The sequence below is a fragment of the Neisseria sp. 27098_8_112 genome, from assembly GCF_041433235.1.
Taxonomy (GTDB): Bacteria; Pseudomonadota; Gammaproteobacteria; order Burkholderiales; family Neisseriaceae; genus Neisseria.
Window position 1 is genome coordinate 91,907 of record NZ_JAPWBB010000005.1, and the last position, 25,699, is coordinate 117,605.

19 protein-coding genes are annotated in these 25,699 nt (G+C 46.6%); 6 read left to right on the forward strand and 13 right to left on the reverse strand.

Features of this window, described 5'->3' with window-relative positions:
- Nucleotides 1-21: 21 nt before the first annotated feature.
- Nucleotides 22-1,890: a ferrous iron transporter B gene (gene feoB, locus O3682_RS04875; RefSeq protein WP_049333813.1), complete on the forward strand. Its 1,869-nt coding sequence runs from the start codon at nucleotides 22-24 to the stop codon at nucleotides 1,888-1,890.
- Complete coding sequence (locus tag O3682_RS04880; RefSeq protein ID WP_084824579.1) at nucleotides 1,887-2,015, forward strand: FeoB-associated Cys-rich membrane protein; 129 nt, start codon at nucleotides 1,887-1,889, stop codon at nucleotides 2,013-2,015. The genes feoB and O3682_RS04880 overlap by 4 nt, the downstream gene beginning before the upstream one ends.
- A gap of 120 nt (nucleotides 2,016-2,135) precedes the next feature.
- Here O3682_RS04880 and O3682_RS04885 read toward each other — a convergent pair whose 3' ends face one another.
- The 9 genes from O3682_RS04885 to yhbY all read right to left on the reverse strand — a co-directional run bounded on the left by O3682_RS04885 (nucleotide 2,136) and on the right by yhbY (nucleotide 14,866).
- The gene (locus tag O3682_RS04885) at nucleotides 2,136-2,741 is read right to left on the reverse strand and encodes a phosphatase PAP2 family protein (protein ID WP_371508757.1); all 606 of its coding nucleotides are present in this window, start codon (nucleotides 2,739-2,741) and stop codon (nucleotides 2,136-2,138) included.
- A gap of 225 nt (nucleotides 2,742-2,966) precedes the next feature.
- Nucleotides 2,967-3,620, reverse strand: coding sequence for a DUF1287 domain-containing protein (locus O3682_RS04890; RefSeq protein ID WP_128580990.1), 654 nt, complete (start codon nucleotides 3,618-3,620; stop codon nucleotides 2,967-2,969).
- Nucleotides 3,621-3,843: 223 nt separating this feature from the next.
- A complete protein-coding gene (mpl, locus tag O3682_RS04895) occupies nucleotides 3,844-5,220 on the reverse strand; it encodes a UDP-N-acetylmuramate:L-alanyl-gamma-D-glutamyl-meso-diaminopimelate ligase (protein WP_371508760.1) in 1,377 nt (458 codons plus the stop codon).
- A 412-nt stretch (nucleotides 5,221-5,632) separates the two neighbouring features.
- Nucleotides 5,633-5,971, reverse strand: coding sequence for a P-II family nitrogen regulator (locus tag O3682_RS04900; protein WP_003683576.1), 339 nt, complete (start codon nucleotides 5,969-5,971; stop codon nucleotides 5,633-5,635).
- 89 nt (nucleotides 5,972-6,060) lie between these two features.
- Nucleotides 6,061-7,845: a dihydrolipoyl dehydrogenase gene (gene lpdA, locus O3682_RS04905; protein WP_371508762.1), complete on the reverse strand. Its 1,785-nt coding sequence runs from the start codon at nucleotides 7,843-7,845 to the stop codon at nucleotides 6,061-6,063.
- A gap of 77 nt (nucleotides 7,846-7,922) precedes the next feature.
- Nucleotides 7,923-9,497 (reverse strand): dihydrolipoyllysine-residue acetyltransferase, encoded by a 1,575-nt coding sequence (gene aceF, locus O3682_RS04910; RefSeq protein WP_371508764.1) that lies wholly within the window; start codon nucleotides 9,495-9,497, stop codon nucleotides 7,923-7,925.
- A 144-nt stretch (nucleotides 9,498-9,641) separates the two neighbouring features.
- Nucleotides 9,642-12,305 carry a pyruvate dehydrogenase (acetyl-transferring), homodimeric type gene (gene aceE, locus O3682_RS04915; protein ID WP_371508766.1) on the reverse strand — a complete coding sequence of 888 codons (2,664 nt, stop codon included), beginning with the start codon at nucleotides 12,303-12,305 and terminating at the stop codon, nucleotides 9,642-9,644.
- 620 nt (nucleotides 12,306-12,925) lie between these two features.
- Nucleotides 12,926-14,353 (reverse strand): tetratricopeptide repeat protein, encoded by a 1,428-nt coding sequence (locus tag O3682_RS04920; RefSeq protein ID WP_371508768.1) that lies wholly within the window; start codon nucleotides 14,351-14,353, stop codon nucleotides 12,926-12,928.
- A gap of 225 nt (nucleotides 14,354-14,578) precedes the next feature.
- Nucleotides 14,579-14,866: a ribosome assembly RNA-binding protein YhbY gene (gene yhbY, locus O3682_RS04925; protein ID WP_371508770.1), complete on the reverse strand. Its 288-nt coding sequence runs from the start codon at nucleotides 14,864-14,866 to the stop codon at nucleotides 14,579-14,581.
- A 111-nt stretch (nucleotides 14,867-14,977) separates the two neighbouring features.
- On the opposite strand from yhbY, the gene O3682_RS04930 reads away from it, so the two are divergent.
- Both O3682_RS04930 and ftsH read left to right on the forward strand, forming a co-directional pair.
- On the forward strand, nucleotides 14,978-15,598 hold the full coding sequence (locus O3682_RS04930; RefSeq protein WP_371508771.1) for an RlmE family RNA methyltransferase: 621 nt from the start codon (nucleotides 14,978-14,980) through the stop codon (nucleotides 15,596-15,598).
- Between the two features lie 70 nt (nucleotides 15,599-15,668).
- Nucleotides 15,669-17,630, forward strand: a complete 1,962-nt coding sequence (gene ftsH / locus O3682_RS04935) for an ATP-dependent zinc metalloprotease FtsH (RefSeq protein ID WP_371508772.1) — start codon at nucleotides 15,669-15,671, stop codon at nucleotides 17,628-17,630.
- Between the two features lie 103 nt (nucleotides 17,631-17,733).
- Here ftsH and tpx read toward each other — a convergent pair whose 3' ends face one another.
- The 3 genes from tpx to trpS all read right to left on the reverse strand — a co-directional run bounded on the left by tpx (nucleotide 17,734) and on the right by trpS (nucleotide 19,905).
- A complete protein-coding gene (tpx, locus tag O3682_RS04940; protein ID WP_204788337.1) occupies nucleotides 17,734-18,228 on the reverse strand; it encodes a thiol peroxidase in 495 nt (164 codons plus the stop codon).
- A 43-nt stretch (nucleotides 18,229-18,271) separates the two neighbouring features.
- Nucleotides 18,272-18,811: a hypothetical protein gene (locus O3682_RS04945; RefSeq protein ID WP_070608317.1), complete on the reverse strand. Its 540-nt coding sequence runs from the start codon at nucleotides 18,809-18,811 to the stop codon at nucleotides 18,272-18,274.
- Between the two features lie 83 nt (nucleotides 18,812-18,894).
- Nucleotides 18,895-19,905, reverse strand: a complete 1,011-nt coding sequence (gene trpS / locus O3682_RS04950) for a tryptophan--tRNA ligase (RefSeq protein ID WP_371508774.1) — start codon at nucleotides 19,903-19,905, stop codon at nucleotides 18,895-18,897.
- Nucleotides 19,906-20,162: 257 nt separating this feature from the next.
- On the opposite strand from trpS, the gene clpB reads away from it, so the two are divergent.
- Both clpB and O3682_RS04960 read left to right on the forward strand, forming a co-directional pair.
- Nucleotides 20,163-22,736: an ATP-dependent chaperone ClpB gene (gene clpB / locus O3682_RS04955; protein ID WP_371508775.1), complete on the forward strand. Its 2,574-nt coding sequence runs from the start codon at nucleotides 20,163-20,165 to the stop codon at nucleotides 22,734-22,736.
- A 229-nt stretch (nucleotides 22,737-22,965) separates the two neighbouring features.
- Complete coding sequence (locus O3682_RS04960) at nucleotides 22,966-24,954, forward strand: site-specific recombinase (RefSeq protein ID WP_371508777.1); 1,989 nt, start codon at nucleotides 22,966-22,968, stop codon at nucleotides 24,952-24,954.
- Nucleotides 24,955-25,019: 65 nt separating this feature from the next.
- On the opposite strand, the gene clpP is transcribed toward O3682_RS04960, so the two are convergent.
- Nucleotides 25,020-25,640 carry an ATP-dependent Clp endopeptidase proteolytic subunit ClpP gene (gene clpP, locus O3682_RS04965; RefSeq protein WP_003683589.1) on the reverse strand — a complete coding sequence of 207 codons (621 nt, stop codon included), beginning with the start codon at nucleotides 25,638-25,640 and terminating at the stop codon, nucleotides 25,020-25,022.
- Nucleotides 25,641-25,699 lie beyond the last annotated feature (59 nt).

Genomic DNA, 25,699 nt, shown 5'->3' on the forward strand with positions numbered 1-25,699 from the left:
CTGAAAGAATAAGGAAAAATGATGGAACTAAGCTATTTTGCCTTGATTGGCGCGCCAAACTGCGGCAAAACCGTTTTGTTCAACGGTTTGACCGGCTCACATGCCAAGGTTGCCAATTATCCGGGCGTAACTGTCGATAAGCGCGAGGGCGCCTTCCTCGACGACGAGGCCGTCCGCATTATCGACCTGCCGGGCACATACAGCCTACGCACGACCAGCCCCGACGAAGCGGTGGCGAAAGATGTAATGGTAGGCAAGATGGGCATTCCGCCCGATGCTATTATTGCCGTTGCCGACGCGACCAACCTGCGTATGACCCTGCGCATGATTTTGGAACTGAAAACGCTGGGACTGCCTATGGTGGTGTCGCTGAATTTGAGCGACGTGGCCCGCAAAAGGGGCTTGAATATCGACGCGGCCAAACTGAGCGAGTTGTTGGATGCACCTGTTTTGGAAACAGTTGCAGTGAGCGCGTCGGGTGTACAGGCTGTACGCGAAGCCGTGGCGAAGCTGCCGCGCAAACGCTCTTTCCCCGCAAACCCCACCTCTGCCGAACGCACGCTCGATGCGCTGGATAGCGACAAACTTTATCAAGAAGTCGAATCGATTTTGGCACAAGTGGTACGCACCCAGATGACGCTGCCCGCATGGCACAAAAAACTCGACGACATCGTGCTGCACCCCGTCTGGGGCATGATTATGCTGCTGGTGATCCTGTTTATGGTGTTCCAAGCGGTATACACTTGGGCGGCACCGATTATGGATGCCATTGAAGGCGGTTTTACCGCACTGGGAGAATGGATAGGCGCGAACATGGAACCGGGCATCCTCAACGATTTGCTGGTCAACGGCGTTATTGCCGGTTTGGGCAGCGTGTTGGTGTTCCTGCCTCAGATTACGATTTTGTTTGCCTTTATCCTGCTATTGGAAGACTCAGGCTATCTGCCGCGTGCAGCCTTCCTGCTGGATAACATCATGGCAAAAAGCGGTTTGTCCGGCCGTTCGTTTATTCCCCTTTTGTCCAGCTTTGCCTGTGCCGTTCCTGCCGTGATGTCGGCGCGTACCATTAACGACCCGCGCGAACGCCTTGTTACCATCGCGGTTGCGCCGTTGCTGACTTGTTCCGCACGTTTGCCAGTGTATGCGCTGATTATCGCCGCTGTTATTCCTGACCGTACAGTGGGTGGGATTTTCAACCTGCAAGGCCTGACATTGTTTATTCTTTATATCGTAGGCATTCTGTCGGCCGCATTGGCAGCGTATATCATGAAACGCTTGGCGCGGATGAAAGGCAATGTGCAACAATTCCCACTTTTGATGGAATTGCCGACTTTCCGTACGCCTAACTTCAAACACATCATGACCAGCTTGTGGGATAGGGTAAAAGCCTTCCTGAAACGCGCGGGTACCATCATTTTTGCGTTGGCCGTGGTTCTGTGGGGCTTGGTAAGCTGGCCGCAACCGCCTGAAGGCGCAACCGGTGCCGCCATCGATTACAGCTTGGCAGGTACGCTTGGTCATGCTATTCAGCCGTTTTTTGCACCTTTAGGCTTTACTTGGGAAATGTGTATCGCCATGATTCCGGGTATTGCCGCGCGCGAAGTGGTCGTTGCCGCTTTGGGTACTGTTTACGCCGTCAGCGCATCGTCTGAAGATGCAGTACAAAACGCACTGATTCCTATCATACACAACAACTGGGGCTTGCCGACTGCCTTTGCCTTCTTGGCTTGGTATGTGTATGCTCCGATGTGTGCCGCAACTTTGGCCGTAATTAAACGCGAAACCAAATCCACGAAAAATATGCTTATGATTACAGGCTATTTGTTCCTGATGGCTTATTTTGCCGCATTCGTGGTTTACCAAATTTCTTCAAGGATACTATCGTCATGACTCAATATATTATCGTCGGCTTGATTATGCTCGCCTGCATATTCTTCCTCTTGCGAAAATTCGTGTTCAAACCGAAAAAACGCGACTGCAGCAGCGGCTGCGGCAAATGCGGCGGTTGCGGTTAAATAAAGAGGGTTAGGTAAAAGTAAAAGGCCGTCTGAAATGGTTTCAGACGGTCTTTTTGTATGTTTGAACTATGGTTCAATTGTTGTTGTAGGGCTTTCTAAGATTCTGTGACAAAATGTTTAAACTGTCTTTTTTCTTGGGAATAGGATACAAGTGATTAAGAATATCAATGCTCCCCCTACGAAATCAATCAAATGGTGTTGATAGACAAATAAGACCGAAATGGCGAGTAAAAATCCCCATATACCAAAAAATGATTTTAAGAATTTGGATTTGAATTCTCTACAATAAACCTCAGCTGAAAGAAAAGCGAAACTCACATGTAATGACAGGCATTGATTAAAACTACTGTCCAATTTTCCCAAAATATAAAAGAAGGATTTTAAAATTTGGTTATCGACTTCAGGCTTGGGAAAATAAAATTTCATGGGAAATATTACAAATAGAGCAGTAGAAACTCCGATTAAAAAGGTTGCTCTTTTTATCAGTAATTTCAGACTGCTTTCGTTCTTTTCCAAAAATATAGTGACCAAGAAGAAAAACGGTGATGTCATATAAGGCAACATAAATATGGGCAAGAAAGGAATATTCCTTTCCCAGTCCATAAAATATGAAGGCACATTATCGACTGTATAGGTATAAAACTCAGCTTCCTTGTAAAAAACGACAAAAAATATTGATATAAAAATTGTATATTTAATCTTTAGTTTCGATAGCTTATCCACTTACCGATTCTCTCCATCCATGATTCCAATATAATTAAAATCGTAAAAATCCATCACATTATCATATGTATCAGTGATATGGAATATGTCGCACTGTCTCTAATATTTTGTCGGATGGTTATCCCACCTATGGTTTCAGACGGCCTCGAAAGGTGGATTGCAAAAAAAGCGCAAAACTACAGATTGGATATGATATTGAAGTGAATTTTTCAGTAGTCTCATGATTTATTGAACGGGAAGCCTGAAATGTCCGGTAATGGTGTAGCGGTAGAGGATATCGTCTTCACGGGTTCCCGAACCGATATTATGGATAATCAGAGGCCTATCGCCGATTTTTCGATCGGAGACGATGCCGATATGGGGACGGTTGCCTTTCAGTTCCCAAGTTACAATATCGCCAGCTTGATAGTTTGTATCTTGAACTGCCCAGCCTTGACGCGTGAAATAAGTCATTAGGTTAGGCACGCGGCGATGGTCGATATTAGTATCAGGTTGTTTCAAACCCCAGCGTTTCGGATAGACGGAAAAGTTGCGGCTCATGTCTTGATGAACAAGATCTTGCAAATCTATATTTTGGTCGCGCAAGGCACGGATGACCACGTCTGTGCAAACGCCTTTTTCCATCGGTACATCGCCCATTGGATATTTGAGCTTGGTGTAAGCAGGGTCGTAACGAAGGGTTTTGCCAATTTGGTTTCGCGCAGATTGTACGATTTGCGGTGATGGTTCTTCGGGTTCGGTAATCTTCTGTTGTAGGAAATTGGTATTAATACTTGAGATAGAGTTGTGATGACGGGCAAAAAATACAGCTGTTGTAATCAGAAGGATGGAAAGCGCAATACTGAGAACTATGGGCTTAAAGGCAGTTTTGTGTTTCATGATATATGTACGGCTTAGATGTTGTCTGCATTATTATCAGATTTTGGGGAGGATTGGCAATGCATAATGAAAAAATGGTCTTGAGCAAGTATGTATGGGCTAATAATGGATGAGTGTTATTTGGGTATTACTAAAACGTTTTTCTTAAATATAGATTTTAAATTGGCACATGATAAAAGGCCGTCTGAAATTGTTTCAGACGGCCTTGGTTATTGGAGAAGGCTTATTTCAACGCTTCCAACAGCTTTCCGTGTATTCCGCCGAAACCGCCGTTGCTCATGACCAAAATATGGTCGCCTGCTTCGGCATTTTTCACGATTTCGGCAACAAAGGTATCGAAGTCTTTGCCGACGTGTAGCTTGCCGCCTAAAGGTGCAAGGGCTTCGGCGACGTTCCAGTCCACGCCGCCGGCGTAGCAGAATACTTGGTCTGCATCGTTTAAGCTTTCGGGCAGGGCGGCTTTCATAGTGCCGAGCTTCATGGTGTTGGAACGAGGCTCGAGGACGGCGAGGATGCGTGCGTTACCGACGCGCTGGCGCAGACCTTCGATAGTGGTTTCGATGGCGGTCGGGTGGTGGGCAAAGTCATCGTAAACAGTGATGCCGTTTACCGTGCCTTTGATTTCCATACGGCGTTTGACGTTTTTAAATGCACTTAAAGCTTCGCAGGCCGTCTGAATATCGACGCCGGCATGACGTGCAGCGGAGATAACGGCGAGGGCGTTCATACGGTTGTGTTCGCCCATCAGTTCCCACGCGACGTGTCCGACTGTTTCGCCGTGATGGCGTACGTCGAACGAGCCGTCGGCATGGACGGTACCAACCTGCCAGCCTTGTTCGGTACCAAATTTTTCTACGGGCGTCCAGCAGCCTTTGTCTAGAGTATCTTGTAGGCTTTGCTGCTGGCCGTTGCAGACGATGAGGCCTTCAGACGGCACGGTGCGTACCAAATGATGGAATTGGGTTTGAATGGCGCCCAAATCGGCAAAAATATCGGCGTGGTCGAATTCCAGATTGTTCAAAATGGCGGTACGCGGACGGTAGTGTACGAATTTGGAGCGTTTGTCAAAAAAGGCAGTGTCGTATTCGTCGGCTTCAATAACGAAGAATGGGGATTTTGAGTTAGGGTCTTGGCGAGGCGTTTGCGGCAGACGGGCGGAAACGCTGAAGTTTTCCGGTACGCCGCCAATCAGGAAGCCCGGCGCGAGTCCGGCATATTCCAAGACCCATGCCAGCATGGAGGCTGTGGTCGTTTTGCCGTGTGTTCCGGCTACGCCGAGTACCCAGTGCTGGTGTAATACGTTTTCAGCCAGCCATTGTGGGCCGGAAGTATAAGGCAGGCCTTTGTTCAAAATGGCTTCAATCACATCCATGCCGCGTTTGGCGACATTACCGATAACGTAAATATCGGCTTGAAATTCGTCTAATTGAGCTGCATCAAAACCTTCGTGTACGTCTATGCCCAAGGCTTCAAGCTGGGTGCTCATCGGCGGATACATTTTTGCGTCGCAACCGCTGACTTTAAAACCTGCTTCTTTGGCAATAGCCGCTACGCCGCCCATAAATGTGCCGCTGATACCGATAATGTGGATGTGTTTCATGATAAGACCGTTTTGGGAATGAATTAATTTTAAAGCCGTCATTATAACGGAGTTTGGATAAAGAAAGGGGTCGTCTGAAAAGTTAGGCAACAATAAGAATAGGAAAAAAAATACGAGGAATTTGATTTTAGAAGTAGGGCGTTGAGGTTTTTAAGTATGGGATTGGGTAATTTATTTTTTGGAAAAAGTTATTTGATACGGTAAAGTCGTTCATGAAGGCCAAGGGAAGCATTGCCTTGAATTCCTCCATACTTGATAGCGTGAGGTTTTCGGTAACCGGTTTATTTGGATAGACTTTAGAAAATGGATGGTTGTTGTTATTAAAATAATGCCGTCTGAGAAATAAGTCTTGATTAAAACAAGTCATAACTTTTTTCAGACGGCATTTGTATTCTGTGTTTTGCGATTTCTATTAAAGCGCTGCTTCTGAGCGTTCACCGGTACGGATACGGATAGCCTCTTCAACCGGATAAATGAAGATTTTACCGTCACCAATTTTGCCGGAATGTGCGGTTTCTAAAATGGCATCAACAGCCTGATCAACTTTGTCATCAGCCAATACCAATTCAATTTTCACTTTAGGCAGAAAATCGACTGCGTATTCTGCGCCACGATAAATTTCCGTATGGCCTTTTTGGCGACCGAAACCTTTGACTTCGCTGACGGTCATGCCGGTAATACCGATTTCAGTCAGGATTTCACGTACATCGTCGAGTTTGAAAGGTTTGATAATAGCTTCGATTTTTTTCATATTGAGTCTCCTTGTTTGCAAAAAGGCCGTCTGAAACATTCAGACGGCCTTTGTTCCATCAAGTTCGTTCAAATTTTATTTGAGTGAACTTATTTCTTTTTCTGAGCAGGCAGGTCGGTACATACGCCCAATGCCACTTCCGCAGCCATACCGATGGATTCGCCCAGGGTTGGGTGTGGGTGGATGGTTTTACCGATATCGGCTGCATCACAGCCCATTTCGATGGCCAAGCAGATTTCGCCGATCATATCGCCGCCGTTAGGACCAACGATACCGCCACCGATGATGCGACCGGTTTCAGCATCAAAAATCAGCTTGGTGAAACCATTGTCGCAACCGTTGGCAATCGCACGGCCGGAAGCAGCCCATGGGAAGTTGGCTTTGGTGATTTTGCGGCCGGAGGCTTTGGCAGACAACTCGGTTTCGCCAACCCATGCCACTTCAGGAGAAGTGTAGGCAACACCCGGAATAACGCGTGCGTCGAAGTAGGCTTTATGGCCGGCACAGTTTTCAGCGGCAACGTGGCCTTCGTGAACGGCTTTGTGTGCCAGCATAGGCTGACCGACGATATCGCCGATAGCGTAGATGTGCGGCACATTGGTGCGCATTTGTTTGTCCACTTCGATAAAGCCGCGGTCGGTTACGGCAACACCGGCTTTCTCAGCGCTGATGAGTTTGCCGTTAGGCGCACGACCGGCAGCAACCAATACCGCATCGTAACGTTGTGGTTCTTTAGGCGCATTTGCACCTTCGAAGGTAACGTAAATACCGTCTTCTTTAGGATCGACAGCAACAGTTTTGGTGTTGATCATGATGTTGTCAAAACGGTATTCGTTTTGTTTTTGCCATACTTTAACCAAGTCGCGGTCTGCGCCTTGCATCAGGCCGTCCATCATTTCAACAACATCCAGACGAGAACCCAGAGTGCTGTAAACCGTACCCATTTCGAGACCGATAATACCGCCGCCGATGATCAACAGTTTGCCCGGTACTTCTTTCAGAGCCAAAGCGCCGCTGGAATCGATGATGCGTGGATCTTCAGGGATGAAAGGCAGTTTGGTTACGCGGCTGCCTGCTGCAATGATACAGTTTTTGAAGGCAACGATTTTTTTCTCACCGGTAGGAGTCGCTTGTTCGTACACTTCGCTGGTCGTCAGAGAAACTTCCAAGTGGTGCGGATCCAAGAATTGGCCGTCACCTTGGATAATGTCTACTTTGCGGCCTTTAGCCATGCCTGCCAAACCGGTAGTCAGGCGGGAAACCACGCCGTCTTTGTAGGCGCGCAGCATGTCGATATCGAGTTCAGGCTCAGGGTATTTGATACCGTTGGCAGCCAAGTGGCGTACTTCATCAATAACGGCAGCATTGTGCAACAGGGCTTTGGAAGGGATACAGCCGACGTTCAAGCAAACGCCGCCCAAAGTTTTGTAACGTTCAACGATGGCAACTTTCAAGCCTTCGTCAGCAGCGGCAAATGCAGCAGAATAACCGCCAGGGCCGCCACCCAATACAACTACGTCGTATTCAGCATCGGCAGAACCGCCAAATTGAGCAGCTTGAGGAGTAGGAGCGGCTGCTTTAGGTGCTTCTTGTGCAGGAGCGGCAGGCGCTTCGGCTTTAGGAGCAGCAGCTGCACCTTCGGCTTCAACGACAACAATCAAACCGCCTTCGGAGATTTTGTCGCCCACTTTAACTTTAACTTCTTTGACTACGCCTGCAACTTCGGCAGGTACGTCCATAGTCGCTTTATCGGTTTCCAAAGTAATCAGGGTATCGTCCACAGCAATGGTATCGCCCACATTTACTTCAACCGCAATAATATCTACATTTTCGTGACCGCCGATGTCGGGCACTTTCAATTCAACTAAGCTCATGTCTAATCTTTCTGAATGATGTTCGGACTTCTTTTTTCAGACGGCCTGTCTATTCAGGCCGTCTGAAAATGCTCGGATTACAGAGTAATGCGGCGGAAGTCTTTCAACAGGTTAGCCAGGAATACGGTGAAGCGCATACCGGCTGCACCGTCGATGACACGGTGGTCAAAGGACAGGCTCAACGGGCACATCAGGCGAGGAGCAAATTCTTTGCCGTTCCAAACCGGTTTGATTTGGGATTTGCACACGCCCAAGATAGCAACTTCAGGAGCATTCACGATTGGCGTGAAGCCTGTACCGCCGATACCGCCTAAGCTGGAAATGGTAAAGCATGCGCCTTGCATTTCTTGAGGTTTGAGCTTGCCTTCGCGGGCTTTTTTAGACAATTCGGTCAGCTCTTGGCTGATTTGTTTCAAGCCTTTTTGATCCACGTCTTTGATGACTGGAACAACTAAGCCGTTTGGCGTGTCTGCTGCGAAACCGATGTTGAAGTAGTTTTTCAGCACCAGGTTGTCGCCATCCAGAGAGGCGTTGAATTCAGGGAAGGCTTTCAGCGCAGCAACAGAGGCTTTGATGATGAACGCCAATGGGGACAGTTTCACACCTTCGCGTTCCCATTCTTTGTTCAGTTGTTTGCGGAATTCTTCCAATTCGGTCATGTCCGCTTCTTCGTGTACGGTAACGTGAGGAATCACAACCCAGTTGCGAGACAGGTTTTGACCGGAGATTTTCTTAATACGAGACAGTTCTTTAACTTCGACGCTGCCGAATTTAGAGAAGTCAACTTTAGGCCATGGCAACAAGTCCAGACCACCGCCCAAAGAGGCAGCGGCAGGTTTGCCTGCACCGCTTTGCATAACGGATTTAACGAAGGCTTTAACGTCTTCGCCCATGATACGGCCTTTCAGACCGGTACCTTTGACTTGGCCCAAATCTACGCCCAATTCGCGAGCCAGTTTACGGGCAGAAGGACCTGCATGCGCTTTTGCAAATGCCACTTCGTCGATTTTGGCAGCAACAGGCGCAGGAGTAGCAGCTGCAGGTGCAGGTGTGGCAGCTTGAGCGGCAGGAGCAGGGGCTGCTGCGGCAGAGCCGGCAGTTTCTACTTCGATAATGGCGGAGCCTTCGGATACTTTGTCGCCAACTTTCAGGAAGACGGCTTTAACTACACCGGCTTCGGTACATGGTACGTCCATGGTGGCTTTGTCGGTTTCCAAAGTAATCAGGGTGTCGTCAACGGCAACAGTGTCGCCGACTTTAACTTCAACGGCAATAACGTCTACGTCAGAGTGGCCGCCGATATCAGGTACAACAACTTGTACGGTAGCGCCACCGGCAGGAGCGGCTGCAGGCGCAGCAGCTGGAGCAGCAGGAGCTTCTGCTGCAGGAGCCGGAGCGGCATCAGCAGTGGCAGCACCGGTTTCAACGGTCAGAATCACGCCGCCTTCAGAGATTTTATCGCCCACTTTAACTTTAACTTCTTTCACGACGCCGGCTGCATCAGCAGGTACATCCATAGTGGCTTTATCGGTTTCCAACGTAATCAGGATGTCGTCAACGGCGATGGTGTCGCCCGCTTTGACTTCTACGGCGATGATGTCGACGTTTTCATGACCGCCGATATCAGGGACTTTGATTTCTACGATACTCATTTGAGTTCCTTTAACATTTTCAGTTTGATGTCGTCTGAAAACTGTTTCTTACGACATCGGTACAGTTTGTTCAAACCATTCAAGTATTCGGTTTTCAGACGGCCTGATGTCTGAATGAAGCAAACAGGCCGTCTGAAACATCAATTAGCGTTTCCAGCTAGGAGCTGAATCGGCTTTGATACCATATTTTTCAATGGCTTGTTGAACGGTTTCTTTGCTGACTTTGCCTTGCTCGGCCAATGCGCTCAATGCAGCAACGGCAACGTTGTAGCGGTCAACTTCGAAGAAGCTGCGCAGGTTGGCGCGGCTGTCGGAGCGACCGAAGCCGTCAGTACCCAAGACGTGGTAGTCGTTAGGGATATAGGCACGGATGCGGTCAGCATAGCTGCGGATATAGTCGGTAGCGGCAATTACTGGGCCGTCATGACCTTGCAGTTGAGAAGTAACAAACGGTACTTTTGCAGTTTCCAAAGGATTCAGACGGTTGAAACGTTCTACTTCGATAGCATCGCGATGCAACAGATTGAAAGATGGGCAAGACCAGATGTCTGCTTCCACGCCGAAGTCGGTTTTCAACAATTCGGCACCGGCAATGACTTCTTGCAGGATGGTACCGGAACCCATCAATTGAACTTTCTTGTCGCCTTTGCCACCAGCTTTCAGCAAGTACATACCTTTTAGGATGTCTTGTTCCACGCCTTCAGGCATATCCGGGTGAGCGTAGTTCTCGTTCATCAGGGTGATGTAGTAGAACACGTCTTCGTTATTGGCATACATACGGCGCAGACCGTCTTGAACGATAACGGCTACTTCGTATTGGAATGTCGGATCGTAAGAAACGCAGTTTGGAATCAAATCTGCTTGAACATGGCTGTGGCCGTCTTCGTGTTGCAGACCTTCACCGTTCAGCGTTGTACGGCCGGCAGTACCACCCAGCAGGAAACCGTGTGCATGCATATCGCCTGCTGCCCATGCCAAGTCGCCAACGCGTTGGAAACCGAACATAGAGTAGTAGATGTAGAAAGGAATCATGGCAAAGTCGTTGTTTGCGTAGCTGGTCGCAGCAGCAATCCAGTCAGCCATTGCGCCTGGCTCGTTAATACCTTCTTGCAAGATTTGACCGTCAACAGACTCTTTGTAGAACATCAGTTGGTCTTTATCTTGAGGAGTGTATTGTTGGCCTTTAGGGTTCCAAATACCGTATTGACGGAACATGCCTTCCATACCGAAAGTACGGCTTTCATCTGGAACGATAGGCACCACGCGTTTGCCAATTTTTTTGTCTTTCAGCAAAGTAGACAGGATGCGGACGAAAGCCATGGTGGTTGAGAATTCACGGTCACCGCTGGATTTCAGTTGAGCATCAAATGCAGACAGTTCAGGCACTTCCAGAACTTCTTGGGTAGGTTTGCGTTGAGGCAGGTAGCCACCCAAAGCTTCACGGCGTGCATGCAGGTATTTGTATTCTTCGCTGTCGGGAGCAAAAGTCAGGTAAGGCAGGTCGCCGCTGTCGATTTGCTCGTCAGTTACAGGAATGTCAAAGCGGTCACGGAATTGTTTCAGAGACGCTTTGTCCATTTTTTTGGCTTGGTGGGCAACGTTTTGACCTTCGCCGGATGCACCCATACCGTAACCTTTAATGGTTTTCGCCAAGATTACAGTAGGTTTGCCGTCGGCGTGGTTCACTGCGCGGTCGTAAGCGTTGTACACTTTTTGAGGGTCATGACCACCACGGTTCAATGCCCAAATTTGTTCATCGGTCATATCGGCAACCAATGCTTTCAGTTCAGGCGTATTGAAGAAGTGTTCGCGAACGTATGCACCGTCTTTGGATTTGTAAGTTTGGTAGTCACCGTCTAGGCACTCTTCCATACGTTTGCGCAGGATGCCATCTTTGTCTTTTGCCAAGAGGCGGTCCCAACGACGGCCCCAGATGACTTTCACAACATTCCAACCTGCGCCGGCAAAGTTGCCTTCCAGCTCTTGAATAATTTTGCCGTTACCGCGTACTGGGCCGTCCAAACGTTGTAGGTTACAGTTAATGACGAATACCAAGTTGTCCAAGCCTTCGCGTGAAGCCAGAGCAATAGCACCTTGGCTTTCAGGTTCGTCCATTTCGCCGTCGCCACAGAATACCCATACTTTACGGCCTTTGGTTTTAGCCAGGCCGCGAGATTCCAAGTATTTCAGGAAGCGTGCTTGGTAAATCGCCATCAATGGGCCAAGACCCATGGATACGGTTGGGAATTGCCAGAAGTCAGGCAACAGGTGAGGGTGAGGGTAAGAAGGCAGACCTTTACCGTCAACTTCTTGACGGAAGTTGTTCAGCTGGTCTTCAGTCAGACGGCCTTCAACGAACGCACGTGCGTAGATGCCAGGTGCAACGTGGCCTTGGAAGAATACCAAATCGCCTTCTTTGCCTTCGCCTTTAGCTTTCCAGAAGTGGTTGAAGCCGACTTCGTACATAGTGGCGGCTGATTGGAAAGATGCAATGTGTCCACCCAATTCCAAATCTTTTTTACCCGCGCGCAAAACGATGGCGGCAGCGTTCCAACGAACGAATGCACGGATGCGGTGTTCGATGTTTTGGTCGCCAGGGATGCCTTTTTCGTCTTCAACGGAAACGGTGTTCAAGTATGGAGTAGTGGTGCCGTGAGGCATACGGATGCCTTTGTCACGGCTGTATTTGACCAAACTTTCCAGCAGGTATTGGGCGCGTTCGCTACCTTCATATTCTAAAACAGAGCTTAACGCGTCTAACCATTCTTTGGTTTCAATTGGGTCAACATCGTGTAATTGGGTGGACATAATATCTATCCTTGTGTTGAGTGTTTTTCAATGACGGAGTATTACCCCGATATTTTCGTTTATCAACAAATGTGAGTTTAAAACGAAAATTCCTAGAGTCAAATTCGAAAAAAGTTTTAATTACTGAAATGTTTTCAATACGTTATAACCGTTGATGAAAAATCAGAAAGAATTGAACTTTTTACAAACAAGCTAACCTGCAAATGCTATCAGTAATTGGGCGAACTGGCAAATCATGCTGTAGATATTGATAGGATGTAAAGGTTGAAATAAGATTTTTTAAAAGAGTTATGTGGCTTGTTTTTAAATCGAGATATTGAGTGGATACAGTAAAAAATATTAGATATTTGAGGAAATTTATTCAAATACGAAAAATATTTTTTAAAAATTGTTGTAAATTGAAAGTTTAGATTGAGTTTAGGGTTTGAAAGGGAAGATTTAGATTATCTGATTCTTTACAAAGAGAATAGGCCGTCTGAAGACTTTAAAGGGATTAAGAAGAAATGGGATTTGAAGATAACGATTATTGAGGAAGGGTAAATAAAAAAATGACATGTACAGGCTGTTTAGTTTAGCTCTGACATGTCATTTATGTAGGAAGTTAGAATTTCAGACAGCCTTTAAGCAGCAGAGGCTTTTTGAGCGGATTGCTTCCATTGAGTCAAAAGCTCTTTGAGGACGTCTTGCTGTTCATGTCCATGTTGGATGGCTTCTTGCAACCAGAAACAAGCATTGTTGATGTCTTTTTCTACGCCCATACCGTGATAATACAGACAGGCAAGATTATATTGAGCCATCGTGTCTCTTTGTTTGGCCGCTGCTTCAAACCATTTTGCAGCTTGGGCGTAGTCGACAGGTACTCCTTGTCCGCTGTAATACATCATGCCAAGATTGGTTTGTGATTTACTGTGTCCTCGTTCTGCAGACTGAAGGTATAGCTCCAGTGCTTCAGCATAATTTTGTTGGCGTTTTAAACCATAGTGAGCCGCGAATGCCAGTTTGTATAGGCGCTCGGCCTCTTGACGTTGAAGGGCGATTTCTTTGGTTAACTCGTAGTTTTGCTGGTTATTCAACGCACTGTCAGATAGAAGTTTTTGGTAAGCGACAAGATTGCCTAAGTCGGCTGCGCGTTGATAATACTGACGGGCGGTGTCTGCATCAACTGCTCGTCCCAATCCGTAGCGATGGATATCTCCTAAAAGGCGCAAGCCTTCCGGGTCATTTTGATCCGCAGCAAACTTAGCGTGTTGATAGGACTTTTGAGGGTCTCGCTCGGTGTTTTTACCCAGAAGATAGATTTCGGCAAGTGCTACATGCGCATTGCTGTCACCTTGTTCTGCCGCTTTTTCAAACCATTCTAATGCCTCGGCAGGGTTTGATACTGACAAGAGTTCTGCAAGAGAGGTTTGCGCTGGAACAATGTCGTAATCGGCGGCAATACGCAAATGTTCGATTGCTTTTTCAGGGTTTTGTGCAACACCTTGCCCAAATTTGTATTGAAGGCCGAGTTGCCAGTGTGCCGCAATAAATCCCTGTGCAGCGGATTGCTGATAAAGTTTATGGGAATATTCCAAATCAGGAGAGCTGGAATATTGGTAATGCTGGGCTAAGAAGTATTGTGCCTGAGGATTTTGTTGTTCGGCAGCTTTCAGTGCCCATTTGACTGCTTCTTGGTCATTGCCATTGTCTGCATATAAACGCATCAGGCGCAGTTGGGCAGGAGCCAATCCTTCTTCGGCAAGCTCTTGATAGGCTGCGATGAGCTTTTCTACTTTTATTCCATTATTTTCTTGTAATTGGAGAAGATTATAGCGGGCGTATGGATGACCAGCTCTTGCAGCTTGCTTTAAATATTCAACTGCAATTGCCAAATCTTGTGCATTTTCGTGGTGTTCGATCAGGCATCCTGCCAGCTGAAATGCAGCCTCAATATACCCGGCTTCTGCAGCTTCGCAGAGCAATGGGATGGCTCGTGCAAAGTCAGGTGGGTCTTGAGTGATTAATTTTTCTGCTAGCAGAAAAGATTCTTCATATTGTTGAGCATTCATCGGTTTGCTTTTATATTTTGTGAAGGATTAAGAATAAAATAATCGGCCGACAGGATGCGGCCGTTATGATTTTGTAATTTTGAGGTTATTTACAAAAACAGACAACCGTATTTGTATTTTTATACTTAGAATAATGGAATAATTTGTTTTATGCTGCATAAATACAACAGTAAGGATATGATAAAGTGGGTTGAGAAAATACTTCTGCTGTTTATTCAGTTTAAATTATTCATCGTCAGGTTTTTTACGCCACAAAACAAGTAATTTGCCAATATGTTGCACCAGTTGAGCACCCAGTGTTTCACATAGTGCATCACAAATTTCAATACGTTCAGCACGATCATCGCCAAAAACACGGACTTTAATCAATTCATGCGCTGTCAATGCGGCATCGGTTTCTTTGATGACCGAGTCGGTCAAGCCTTGTTGTCCAACCATAACAACAGGGTGGAGGTGATGTGCTTGGGCTTTCAAGGCCAAAATTTCTTTAGTGCTTAATTTGTTGTCGTTCATATTAATAAGTATCCAATTAAAAAGAATAATGGCTATATTGTACGCGATTTAGAACATTTACGGGGGAAATAACGTACAATGCTGATTTTAACTTAAGCATTTCAAATCAAGATGGCTGTACGCTCAAAATCTTCAAAAGCATGGCTACATGAGCACGTCAATGATCATTATGTCCATATGGCACAAAAGGACGGATATCGTGCCAGAGCGGCTTATAAATTATTGGAAATCAATCAAAAAGATAAATTAATCAAGCCGGGTACGGTTTTGGCGGATTTGGGCAGCGCGCCGGGTAGTTGGTCACAGGTTGCAGCCAAGCTGGTCGGTAAAACAGGGGCAGTGTTTGCTTTGGATATTTTGCCGATGGATGCTATTGAAGGTGTGTCGTTTATTCAGGGCGACTTTAGGGAAAATGCTGTTTTGGAGCAGTTTGAAGCCTTATTGGATAATCGTCCGTTAGACCTTGTAATCTGTGATATGGCACCCAATATGTCAGGCAATGCCGTAACAGACCAGGCACGCAGTTTTTATTTGTGTGAACTGGCTTTGGATTTTGCTTCCCAACATTTGAAAACCGGAGGCAGTTTTTTAGTGAAGGTGTTTCAAGGCGCGGGTTATCAAGAGTATACGGCGGCTATGCGTGAAATTTTTGCCAGTGTACAAACTCGAAAGCCGGATGCTTCCCGCAATCGTTCCAGTGAGATTTACCTATTAGGTAAAAATAAACGCTGACAATGTAGGGTGGGTGCTTTAAAATTCTTTCCCTTAATTTTATTTATTTTGTAACTATGGAGCCTGTTCAGTGGGGAATACCATTAAAAACATATTAGTTTGGGTAGTAGGTGGTGCTATGCTTTTAGCAGCATTCAATGCACTCAGCGATAAGCAGGAAGATAAACAGCAAATCGAATATTCTCAATTTATTCAGCAAGTTAATAGTGGCGAAGTATCCAATGTCAATATTGAAGGATCTGTTGTCAGCGGCTATCTGATTAAAGGTGAGCGCACCGATAAAACTGCTTTCTATACAAATGCACCTTTGGATGATAACTTGGTCAAAACACTATTGGACAACAAAGTACGCGTCAAAGTGACTCCGGAAGAAAAACCAAGCATGCTGGCCAGTCTGTTTTACAGTCTGCTGCCTGTTTTGTTGTTGATCGGTGCATGGTTCTACTTCATGCGCATGCAAAGCGGCGGTGGCGGTAAAGGCGGCGCATTCTCTTTTGGTAAGAGCCGTGCGCGTTTGTTGGATAAAGATTCCAATAAAGTGACTTTTGCAGATGTCGCCGGTTGTGATGAGGCAAAAGAAGAAGTACAAGAAATCGTAGATTATTTAAAAGCCCCCAATCGTTATCAAAGCTTAGGCGGTCGTGTGCCGCGCGGTATTTTGTTGGCAGGCAGCCCCGGTACGGGTAAAACATTGCTGGCCAAAGCGATTGCCGGTGAGGCAGGTGTGCCATTCTTCAGTATCTCAGGTTCTGACTTCGTAGAAATGTTTGTCGGTGTCGGTGCGAGCCGTGTCCGCGATATGTTCGAGCAGGCCAAGAAAAACGCACCATGCATCATCTTTATCGATGAAATTGATGCGGTCGGCCGTCAGCGTGGTGCCGGTTTGGGCGGTGGCAATGATGAGCGTGAGCAAACATTGAACCAATTATTGGTTGAAATGGATGGTTTTGAAAGTAATCAAACCGTTATTGTGATTGCAGCAACCAACCGTCCTGATGTACTTGACCCTGCGTTGCAGCGTCCGGGCCGTTTTGACCGTCAAGTTGTTGTTCCATTGCCTGATATTCGTGGCCGTGAGCAAATATTGAAAGTTCACGCTAAAAAAGTGCCTTTGGATGCATCTGTAGATTTGACTTCTTTGGCTCGTGGTACACCTGGTTTTTCAGGTGCAGATTTGGCAAACTTGGTCAATGAAGCTGCTTTGTTTGCCGGTCGTCGTAATAAAGTTAAAGTCGATCAAAGCGACTTTGAAGATGCTAAAGACAAAATCTACATGGGTCCGGAACGTCGCAGTATGGTAATGCACGAAGATGAAAAACGTGCGACAGCCTATCATGAGGCCGGTCATGCAATCGTAGCGGAAAGCCTGCCGTTTACCGATCCGGTTCACAAAGTAACGATTATGCCTCGTGGTCGTGCATTGGGTTTGACTTGGCAACTGCCTGAGCGTGACCGCATCAGTATGTACAAAGACCAAATGCTGAGCCAGCTCTCAATCTTGTTTGGTGGCCGTATTGCTGAAGATATTTTTATTGGCCGTATTTCTACCGGCGCATCTAACGACTTCGAGCGTGCAACTCAAATGGCACGCGAGATGGTAACGCGTTATGGTATGAGCGACAAAATGGGTGTGATGGTTTATGCTGAGAACGAAGGTGAAGTATTCTTGGGTCGTAGCGTAACCCGTTCTCAAAATATTTCCGAGAAAACCCAACAAGATATCGATGCGGAAATCCGCCGTATTTTAGATGAGCAATACCAAGTGGCTTACAAAATCTTGGATGAAAGTCGCGATAAGATGGAAACCATGTGCAAGGCACTGATGGATTGGGAAACCATCGATCGAGACCAAGTTTTGGAAATTATGGCTGGTAAACAGCCTAGTCCGCCTAAGGATTACAGCCACAATGTCCGCGATGACAAAGTAGAAGAGCCTGAAGCTCCTGTTGCTGAAGCTGTTGAACCTGTTGAGCAAAATGAGGTTCAGAATACTGAGTCAGTAGAAGCAGACAAAACAGATAAATCTGTATAAGGTTTGTAACAGAAAACGGTAGCTTAAAAGCTACCGTTTTTATTTTGAGGATAATCTAAAGGCCGTCTGAAAAGCTTCAGACGGCCTGATTTTATTTGGTTAATTACAAAACAGCCAAAGCAGCTTCGTAGTCAGGCTCGTTCGCAATTTCAGAAACCAACTCAGCGTGGAGAACTTGGTTTTGCTCGTTCAAAACCACCACTGCGCGGGCAGTCAGGCCGCGTAATGGGCTTTCTGTCAGTGTAACACCGTAATCGTTAGAAAAGCTGCTGCGGAATGTAGAAAGTGTCACTACATTTTCCAAACCTTCTGCACCGCAGAAACGGGCTTGTGCAAACGGTAAATCGGCAGAAATGCACAAAACAACGGTATTATTCAAAGAAGAGGCACGTTTGTTGAAAGTGCGGACGGACTGGGCGCATACGCCGGTGTCGATGCTGGGGAAAATATTCAGCACTTTGCGTTTGCCTGCAAAGTCAGCCAATGATTTCTCAGATAGGTCTGCTGCTACCAATGTGAAATCAGGTGCAACTTGGCCGATGGCAGGCAAATTGCCGTTTGTAGAAATAGGGGAGCCTTGGAAAGTAACTTGAGCCATGATTCAGTCCTTGTGTCAGGGGGAAAATAGGATGGTCTGGGGTTTAGTAATGACGGCGACGGAAATAGAACATGCCTTCGCTATCAATTTCTAAAATATAGCGGCCGTTTTGTACAGCGGCATAACCGCTTTTTCCTTCAGTATAAGGTTGCAAAGCAGCGTGTGAAATCAGATAGTCGGTCAGTTTGCCGCCATCTTGGGCAATATTGTCCACCATTTTTGCAAAGGCAGTGTGGCAAACTCCGTTGGCTGACCAGCCGGCTGAAACGCCTTTTTCATTTTTTTCCATGCATTGGCCGCTGATGACTTCTAAGTCGGTAGGGTGCTTACCAATCAGATTGATAACACCGCCCTCTATGCCGTTAATCGGATAGGTGCGTTGTTTCTTACCTTCTTTCGTTTCGCCGTCTTGAGCTGTACCTAAATCCAAACCGGCTATGGCTTGTTCATCGATATATTTAACTTTGAAGGTAGGCTTGGGCGCTTTGCCTGAAGCAGCATCATTGGCGGCAGTATCTTCAGATTTACCGCCGCAGGCAGCCAATGAAAGGCTGAGCAAGATAAGGGGGAAGGTTTTTTTCATATGAGAAACCCTAGAATACGATTATATTTCAAATGATAAACGATATTATGGCCGTCTGAAATATTCAGACGGCCTTACTATTATTATTTCAACGGACGAATACCTACCGCATCGCGTACTTTATCCAACAATTCGCGTGCTTCTTTACGCGCTTTTTGTGCGCCGGCCTGCAAAATGTCTTCAATTTGAGAGGGTTTGGCTGTCAACTCATTGTAACGCTCGCGCGGTTCTGCGAGTTCGGCATTGATTTTTGCACCCAAGAGTTTCTTAGCCTCACCCCAAGCAAGGCCTTCGGCTAGCATTTGCGTGAACTCGGCAGTTTCAGACGGCGTGGAGAAGGCTTTGTAGATTTCAAACAGAGGACTTTCATCAGGCTGTTTCGGCTCGCCGGGTTCTTTCATATTGGTGATGATTTTGTTAACCGATTTTTGGGTTTTCTTGTCATTTTCCCAAAGCGGAATGGTATTGCCGTAGGATTTGGACATTTTGCGTCCGTCCAAGCCGACCAAGAGTTCAACATTTTCGTCGATTTTTACTTCAGGTAGGGTGAAGAGCTCTTGGAAGCGGTGGTTGAAGCGTCCGGCAATATCGCGCGCCATTTCGACGTGTTGGATTTGGTCGCGACCGACAGGCACTTCATGGGCATTGAATATAAGGATGTCGGCAGTCATGAGGATAGGGTAGCTGTACAGGCCCATTTCCACGCCATGATCCGGATCTTCCTGACCGTTTTCAGTATTTGCCTGCACTGCGGCTTTATAAGCGTGGGCGCGGTTCATCAGGCCTTTTGCGGTGATACAGGTCAGAATCCAGTTCAACTCCATCACTTCGGGAATATCGCTTTGACGGTAGAAAGTGGTCTGTTCCGGATTGAGTCCGCAGGCGAGCCATGTGGCGGCAACAGCTTGAGTGGATTGATGAATCATTTTCGGCTCATGACATTTGATGATGCCGTGATAGTCGGCCAAAAAGAGGAATGATTCAGTATTGGAATCTTGCGCTGCGCGGATAGCCGGGCGGATGGCACCGACATAGTTGCCCAAGTGTGGAATACCTGTTGTGGTAACGCCTGTTAAAACTCGTTTTTTGCTCATGAAAGTATCCTTCGGCACAAAGGCCGTATGAAAATAAATATGGTGCCGATTATACCTGATTATTCTTGATTTTTCAGACGGCCTTTTGAGTAAAGGGTAACTGGATAATAAAGTTATACACATAAAATTATAAAAATAAAACTTTATAAAACAACAAGATAATAAAACTTTTTAATTAATGGAGTAAATAGCTATTGAGTTATCCACATTTGCGCTTATATAGGCTCTAACAGAATATATTTGAAGAGGAACTTAAAATGAGATTTGATAAATTGACTGCCAAATTTCAGCAAGCTCTGCAAGAAGGTCAAAGTTTGGCTTTGGCTGCGGACAGCAGCTACCTTGAGGCCGGCTTTATCTTAAAAGCGTTGCTTGACGATCAAAACAGCGGTGCTGCTGCGTTACTGGCTCATGCAGGTGTGAATGTGCCTCAAGTAAAACAACGTTTGCAGCAACATTTGAGCAGCTTGCCAAAAGTATCCGGACAAGGTGGCGATATTCTGCCTAGCCGTGAGTTGCAAGCTGTATTGAACTTGATGGACAAGGCTGCAACCAAACGTGGCGATGCCTATATCGCCAGCGAACTTTTCCTGCTGGCTTTGGTTCAGCAGAATGATGCGACCGGCAAAATTCTGAAAGAAGCCGGTGCTACCGAACAAAATATCAATGCCGCGATCGATGCGGTACGAGGAGGACAAAACGTGAACGATGCGAATGCTGAAGACCAACGAGATGCTTTGAAAAAATACACACTTGACCTGACTCAACGCGCCCGAGACGGCAAGCTTGACCCTGTTATCGGTCGCGATGATGAAATCCGTCGTGCAATTCAGGTATTGCAACGCCGTACCAAAAACAACCCTGTGCTGATTGGTGAGCCTGGTGTGGGTAAAACCGCTATTGTTGAAGGCTTGGCGCAACGCATTGTTAACGGCGAAGTACCTGAATCCCTGCGTAACAAACGCCTTTTGGTTTTGGACTTGGCGGCTTTGATTGCCGGCGCGAAATACCGTGGCGAATTTGAAGAACGCTTGAAAGGCGTGTTGAACGACTTGGCTAAAGACGATGGCAATACACTGATTTTCATCGACGAAATCCATACTTTGGTTGGCGCAGGTAAAACCGATGGTGCAATGGATGCAGGCAATATGCTGAAACCGGCTTTAGCACGCGGCGAATTGCATTGTATTGGCGCGACTACTTTGGACGAATATCGTCAATATATCGAAAAAGACGCGGCACTCGAACGCCGCTTCCAAAAAGTATTGGTTGGTGAGCCAAGCGTGGAAGATACCATCGCTATTTTGCGCGGTTTGCAAGAGCGTTATGAAATCCACCATGGTATCGATATTACCGACCCTGCTATCGTTGCCGCAGCAGAGTTGAGCGACCGTTATATTACCGACCGCTTCCTGCCTGATAAAGCGATTGATTTGATTGACGAAGCAGCCAGCCGCATCAAAATGGAGCTGGACAGCAAGCCTGAGCAAATGGATAAACTTGACCGTCGCATTATCCAGCTCAAAATGGAAAAAATGCACGTTGCCAAAGAAAGCGATGATGCCAGCAAAAAGCGTTTGGAATTGATAGACGAAGAAATCGACGGACTGCAAAAAGAATACGCCGATTTGGACGAAATCTGGAAAGCCGAAAAAGCGGCATCATCCAGCACTGCCGACATCAAGAAACAGATGGACGACATCAAAGTCAAAATCGAGCAGGCCAAACGTCAAGGCGATTTTGCCCGTGCGTCCGAACTCGAATACGGTGAGTTGCCGAAATTGGGCGCACAGTTGCAAGCTGCGGAAAGTAACCCCGACGGCAAAAAACAAAACAAACTCTTCCGTACCGAAGTTGGTGCGGATGAGGTAGCTGAAATTGTTTCCCGTATGACCGGCATCCCTGTGTCCAAAATGATGGAAGGTGAACGCGACAAGCTGTTGAAAATGGAAGAAGTATTGCACCGCCGTGTGGTCGGCCAAGATGAAGCCGTGCGTGCTGTATCCGACGCCATCCGCCGCAGCCGTTCCGGCCTTGCCGATCCAAACAAACCTTACGGCAGCTTCCTGTTCCTAGGCCCGACCGGTGTGGGTAAAACCGAGTTGTGCAAAGCTTTGGCAGGTTTCCTGTTTGACAGCGAAGATCATCTGATTCGTATCGATATGTCCGAATACATGGAAAAACATGCTGTTGCCCGCTTAATCGGTGCGCCTCCCGGCTATGTTGGCTACGAAGAAGGCGGCTACCTGACCGAACAAGTCCGCCGCAAACCGTACAGTGTGATTCTTTTGGATGAAGTGGAAAAAGCCCATCCGGACGTATTCAACATCTTGCTGCAAGTATTGGATGACGGCCGCTTGACCGACGGACAAGGCCGTACCGTAGACTTCAAAAATACCGTTATCGTGATGACTTCCAATATTGGTAGCCAACATATCCAACAAATGGGTACTCAAGACTACGAAGCGGTGAAAGAAGTTGTAATGGAGGATGTGAAAGAACATTTCCGTCCTGAAATGATCAACCGTATTGACGAAGTCGTCGTGTTCCACGGTTTGGATCAGGCTAATATCCGCAGCATTGCGAAAATCCAGCTTAAAGGTTTGGAAAAACGTTTGGAAGCGCAACATCTGCATCTGAAAGTCGATGATGCTGCCTTGGATCTGATTGCCAAAGCCGGTTTCGACCCTGTGTATGGTGCCCGTCCGCTCAAACGCGCTATTCAGTCTGAAATCGAAAATGCGCTGGCAAAAGCCTTGCTTGAAGGCAAATATGCGCCCGATAGCACAATCCATGTTAAAGAAGAGGGTGGTAAGCTCTTGTTTGCATAAGGTTAAAATAATGTAGTATGTTGTTGTAAAAGGCCGTCTGAAAGAATTCAGACGGCCTTTCTTAATTATTGATTCATATCATATATTTATTATGTAATTTAATTATTCATTGAATTTTAGAGGATATTAATTGAAAATCTTGTACCGTGGATTGATAAAGAATGCGATATAATCCGACCTGTTTGCCGAAGTTCTTGCTAAATATCTCATCTTATGTAATAATACTACAATGCAAAAACTGACTAATCAAAATCTTCACATTATTTTGTCGGAACGCTTAAATGATACCGACTTTGTTCTTATTCTCAATGCATTAATCAAATTTTTGCGCCGAGGAGGCAAAAAACAGGCTTCCGAACGTTTCGATTTGATTTTATCTACTTTAAAACAAGACGATGCTCTATGTCGTCAATTCAGCCTGCGCTTTTATACTTGGCTGTCCAAAGTTCACATCTATCCTGCGCTGATTAAGCTGGGTATTTTCTCACGTCATAGTTTTACTCGGGAGATGGGCATACGGATTTATGAACGTTTCAGCCCGTCTTATAAAGATTTTTCCAATCTGCGCGAAGTATTTTTATATCTTTTTCATTCGAAAAACGATGATAAATGGTTGCAAACCCTGAGTTTGCGCCAATGGTTGAGTATGTATGAATTGTTGCAGGGTAAGGCGGATCCTGCTTTGCTTCAGACGGCCAGCCGACAATTAACAGATGCACGTTTGCGTGCGGTAGAAATGTTGTCCATCTGGATTGCTTCCGAAGCGATTGAGCCGGACTTAATACGGATTGCCCCCCGTTTGTTGGAAGCGGATTCTGCATTTGTCGCTTTACAGCGCGAAATTGCGAAGATGGTGGAACACTATCGCCATAGCGAAGAAACGTATGACACGGCGCATTTGGAGGTTATGTTTGACCAGTGTGAAAAGCAAATTGACTATTTGCGCCGTCGTGGTACCGGAGCCGGGTCTGGTTCGTCAGTGAAAGTGGCGCACTTGTTGGAGCGCCTGCAACAAACCATTAGTCGTCTGAAACTGTTGACCAATATTCAAATCGAAACCGGCAGCCGTACCCGCTTAACCATCAATCTGATGAATGCGATGATTTACGCGGCGGTAGAGCAATACAGCACCAGCCACTTGCGTAAAAGCAGTATCCGAATGCTGGCGCGCAGTATTACGGAAAACAAAAGCCATCATGGTGAGCATTATATTACGCGCAACCGTAGCGAATATTTCAAAATGTTTTATTCCGCAGCAGGCGGCGGCGTAATTATTGCTTTGATGGCGTTGAATAAAATCCATATTGCGTCTTTGGGATTTGGCGAGTTTACTACTTCATTCCTTGCCGGACTTAACTACGGCTTAGGCTTTATGCTGATTCATATGCTGCACTGCACCGTTGCGACCAAGCAGCCTGCCATGACGGCGGCGAGCTTTGCCGAGCAGGTGGACTCAAATGAAGGCAGTAAAGCGGTGGACAACAAATTGGCAAAACTGCTGATTGATGTGTGTCGTTCGCAAAGTGTTGCCGTATTTGGTAATGTATCGATTGCCGTATTGTTGGCGGCGGGGATCGCTTGGAGTTATGCCTACACGCATGACCAGCCTTTATTGAATGAGGCAGTTACAGCCTACCAGCTTAAATCTATTGAGATTTTTACTCAGCCGACCTTATGGTATGCCGCTATTGCCGGTGTATGGTTGTTTTGCTCGGGGATTATTGCCGGCTTCTTTGACAACCGTTCTGATTATCTGAACCTGCGTCAGCGCCTGCCGTTTAATCCGTTTTTACGAAAAATCATGCGTCCGCAGCCGCGTCGCCGTTTGGCCGCTTATATTCATAAGCATTACGGCTCGCTTATGGGCAATTTTATTTTCGGTATGCTCTTGGGGATGACCGGCTATTTTGGCCATCTTTTCGGCTTGCCGCTGGATATTCGCCATGTGGCGTTCTCTTCGGCAAACTTGGGTTATGCCGCGATTAGCGGTCATGCAGATATATTCACTTTTATACTTGGCTTGGCAAGTGTATTGGCAATCGGTATGGTGAATCTGGTGGTCAGCTTTTCTTTGGCTTTGGCTGTTGCGCTCCGTTCTCGCGGCACGCGTTTGGGCAGTATGCGTAATCTACTGAAGAGCTTCTGGAGTCAAGTGAAAGCCAATCCTTTGATTTTGCTGTATCCGGTTCAAGTGAATAACAAAGACAACACGAAGTAAGATTGAAGAAAGGCCGTCTGAATATATATTTTTCAGACGGCCTTTTGATTTAAAAACTATAAAGATTAGGCTTGCAGAGAGGCGCGGTTTTCCAAAACTTGGTCAATCAAACCATATTCTTTAGCTTCATCGGCAGACATATAATTGTCGCGGTCGGTATCGCGTTCCAAGTCGGCTAAATCGCGATCACAATGTTTGGCGAGTAAGCGGTTCAGTTTCTCTTTGATTTTCAGCAGCTCTTTAGCGTGAATTTCAATGTCGGAAGCTTGGCCGGCCAAGCCGCCGCTGATGAGCGGTTGGTGAATCATGATGCGGCTGTTTGGCAGGGCAAAGCGTTTGCCTTTTTCGCCTGCGGACAACAGGAATGCGCCCATGCTTGCCGCTTGGCCCAAGCATAAAGTAGAAACATGAGGCTTGATGAAGTTCATGGTGTCGTAAATCGACATACCGGCAGTAACCGAACCGCCCGGAGAGTTGATATAGAAGAAGATATCTTTATCAGGGTTTTCACTTTCCAAGAACAGTAATTGCGCAACAACCAAGTTGGCAGATTCGTCTGTCACCGGGCCGATCAAGAAAACGATGCGCTCTTTCAAAAGGCGTGAGTAGATGTCGAATGCGCGCTCGCCGCGACCGCTTTGTTCGATAACGGTAGGGACAAGGTAATTATTGAAATCGAAGGACATTTTTGTCTCCTGTTAATGATGGAAAAGCACCAAAGCATTTAAAGCGCTTCGGTGCTTTT

Coding starts and splice junctions, on each gene's coding strand:
- feoB (WP_049333813.1), top strand. CDS start 22: ATGGAACTAAGCTATTTTGCCTTGATTGGCGCGCCAAACTGCGGCAAA.
- O3682_RS04880 (WP_084824579.1), top strand. CDS start 1,887: ATGACTCAATATATTATCGTCGGCTTGATTATGCTCGCCTGCATATTC.
- O3682_RS04890 (WP_128580990.1), bottom strand. CDS start 3,620: ATGAAACACAAAACTGCCTTTAAGCCCATAGTTCTCAGTATTGCGCTT.
- mpl (WP_371508760.1), bottom strand. CDS start 5,220: ATGAAACACATCCACATTATCGGTATCAGCGGCACATTTATGGGCGGC.
- O3682_RS04900 (WP_003683576.1), bottom strand. CDS start 5,971: ATGAAAAAAATCGAAGCTATTATCAAACCTTTCAAACTCGACGATGTA.
- lpdA (WP_371508762.1), bottom strand. CDS start 7,845: ATGAGCTTAGTTGAATTGAAAGTGCCCGACATCGGCGGTCACGAAAAT.
- aceF (WP_371508764.1), bottom strand. CDS start 9,497: ATGAGTATCGTAGAAATCAAAGTCCCTGATATCGGCGGTCATGAAAAC.
- aceE (WP_371508766.1), bottom strand. CDS start 12,305: ATGTCCACCCAATTACACGATGTTGACCCAATTGAAACCAAAGAATGG.
- O3682_RS04920 (WP_371508768.1), bottom strand. CDS start 14,353: ATGAATGCTCAACAATATGAAGAATCTTTTCTGCTAGCAGAAAAATTA.
- yhbY (WP_371508770.1), bottom strand. CDS start 14,866: ATGAACGACAACAAATTAAGCACTAAAGAAATTTTGGCCTTGAAAGCC.
- O3682_RS04930 (WP_371508771.1), top strand. CDS start 14,978: ATGGCTGTACGCTCAAAATCTTCAAAAGCATGGCTACATGAGCACGTC.
- tpx (WP_204788337.1), bottom strand. CDS start 18,228: ATGGCTCAAGTTACTTTCCAAGGCTCCCCTATTTCTACAAACGGCAAT.
- O3682_RS04945 (WP_070608317.1), bottom strand. CDS start 18,811: ATGAAAAAAACCTTCCCCCTTATCTTGCTCAGCCTTTCATTGGCTGCC.
- trpS (WP_371508774.1), bottom strand. CDS start 19,905: ATGAGCAAAAAACGAGTTTTAACAGGCGTTACCACAACAGGTATTCCA.
- clpB (WP_371508775.1), top strand. CDS start 20,163: ATGAGATTTGATAAATTGACTGCCAAATTTCAGCAAGCTCTGCAAGAA.
- O3682_RS04960 (WP_371508777.1), top strand. CDS start 22,966: ATGCAAAAACTGACTAATCAAAATCTTCACATTATTTTGTCGGAACGC.
- clpP (WP_003683589.1), bottom strand. CDS start 25,640: ATGTCCTTCGATTTCAATAATTACCTTGTCCCTACCGTTATCGAACAA.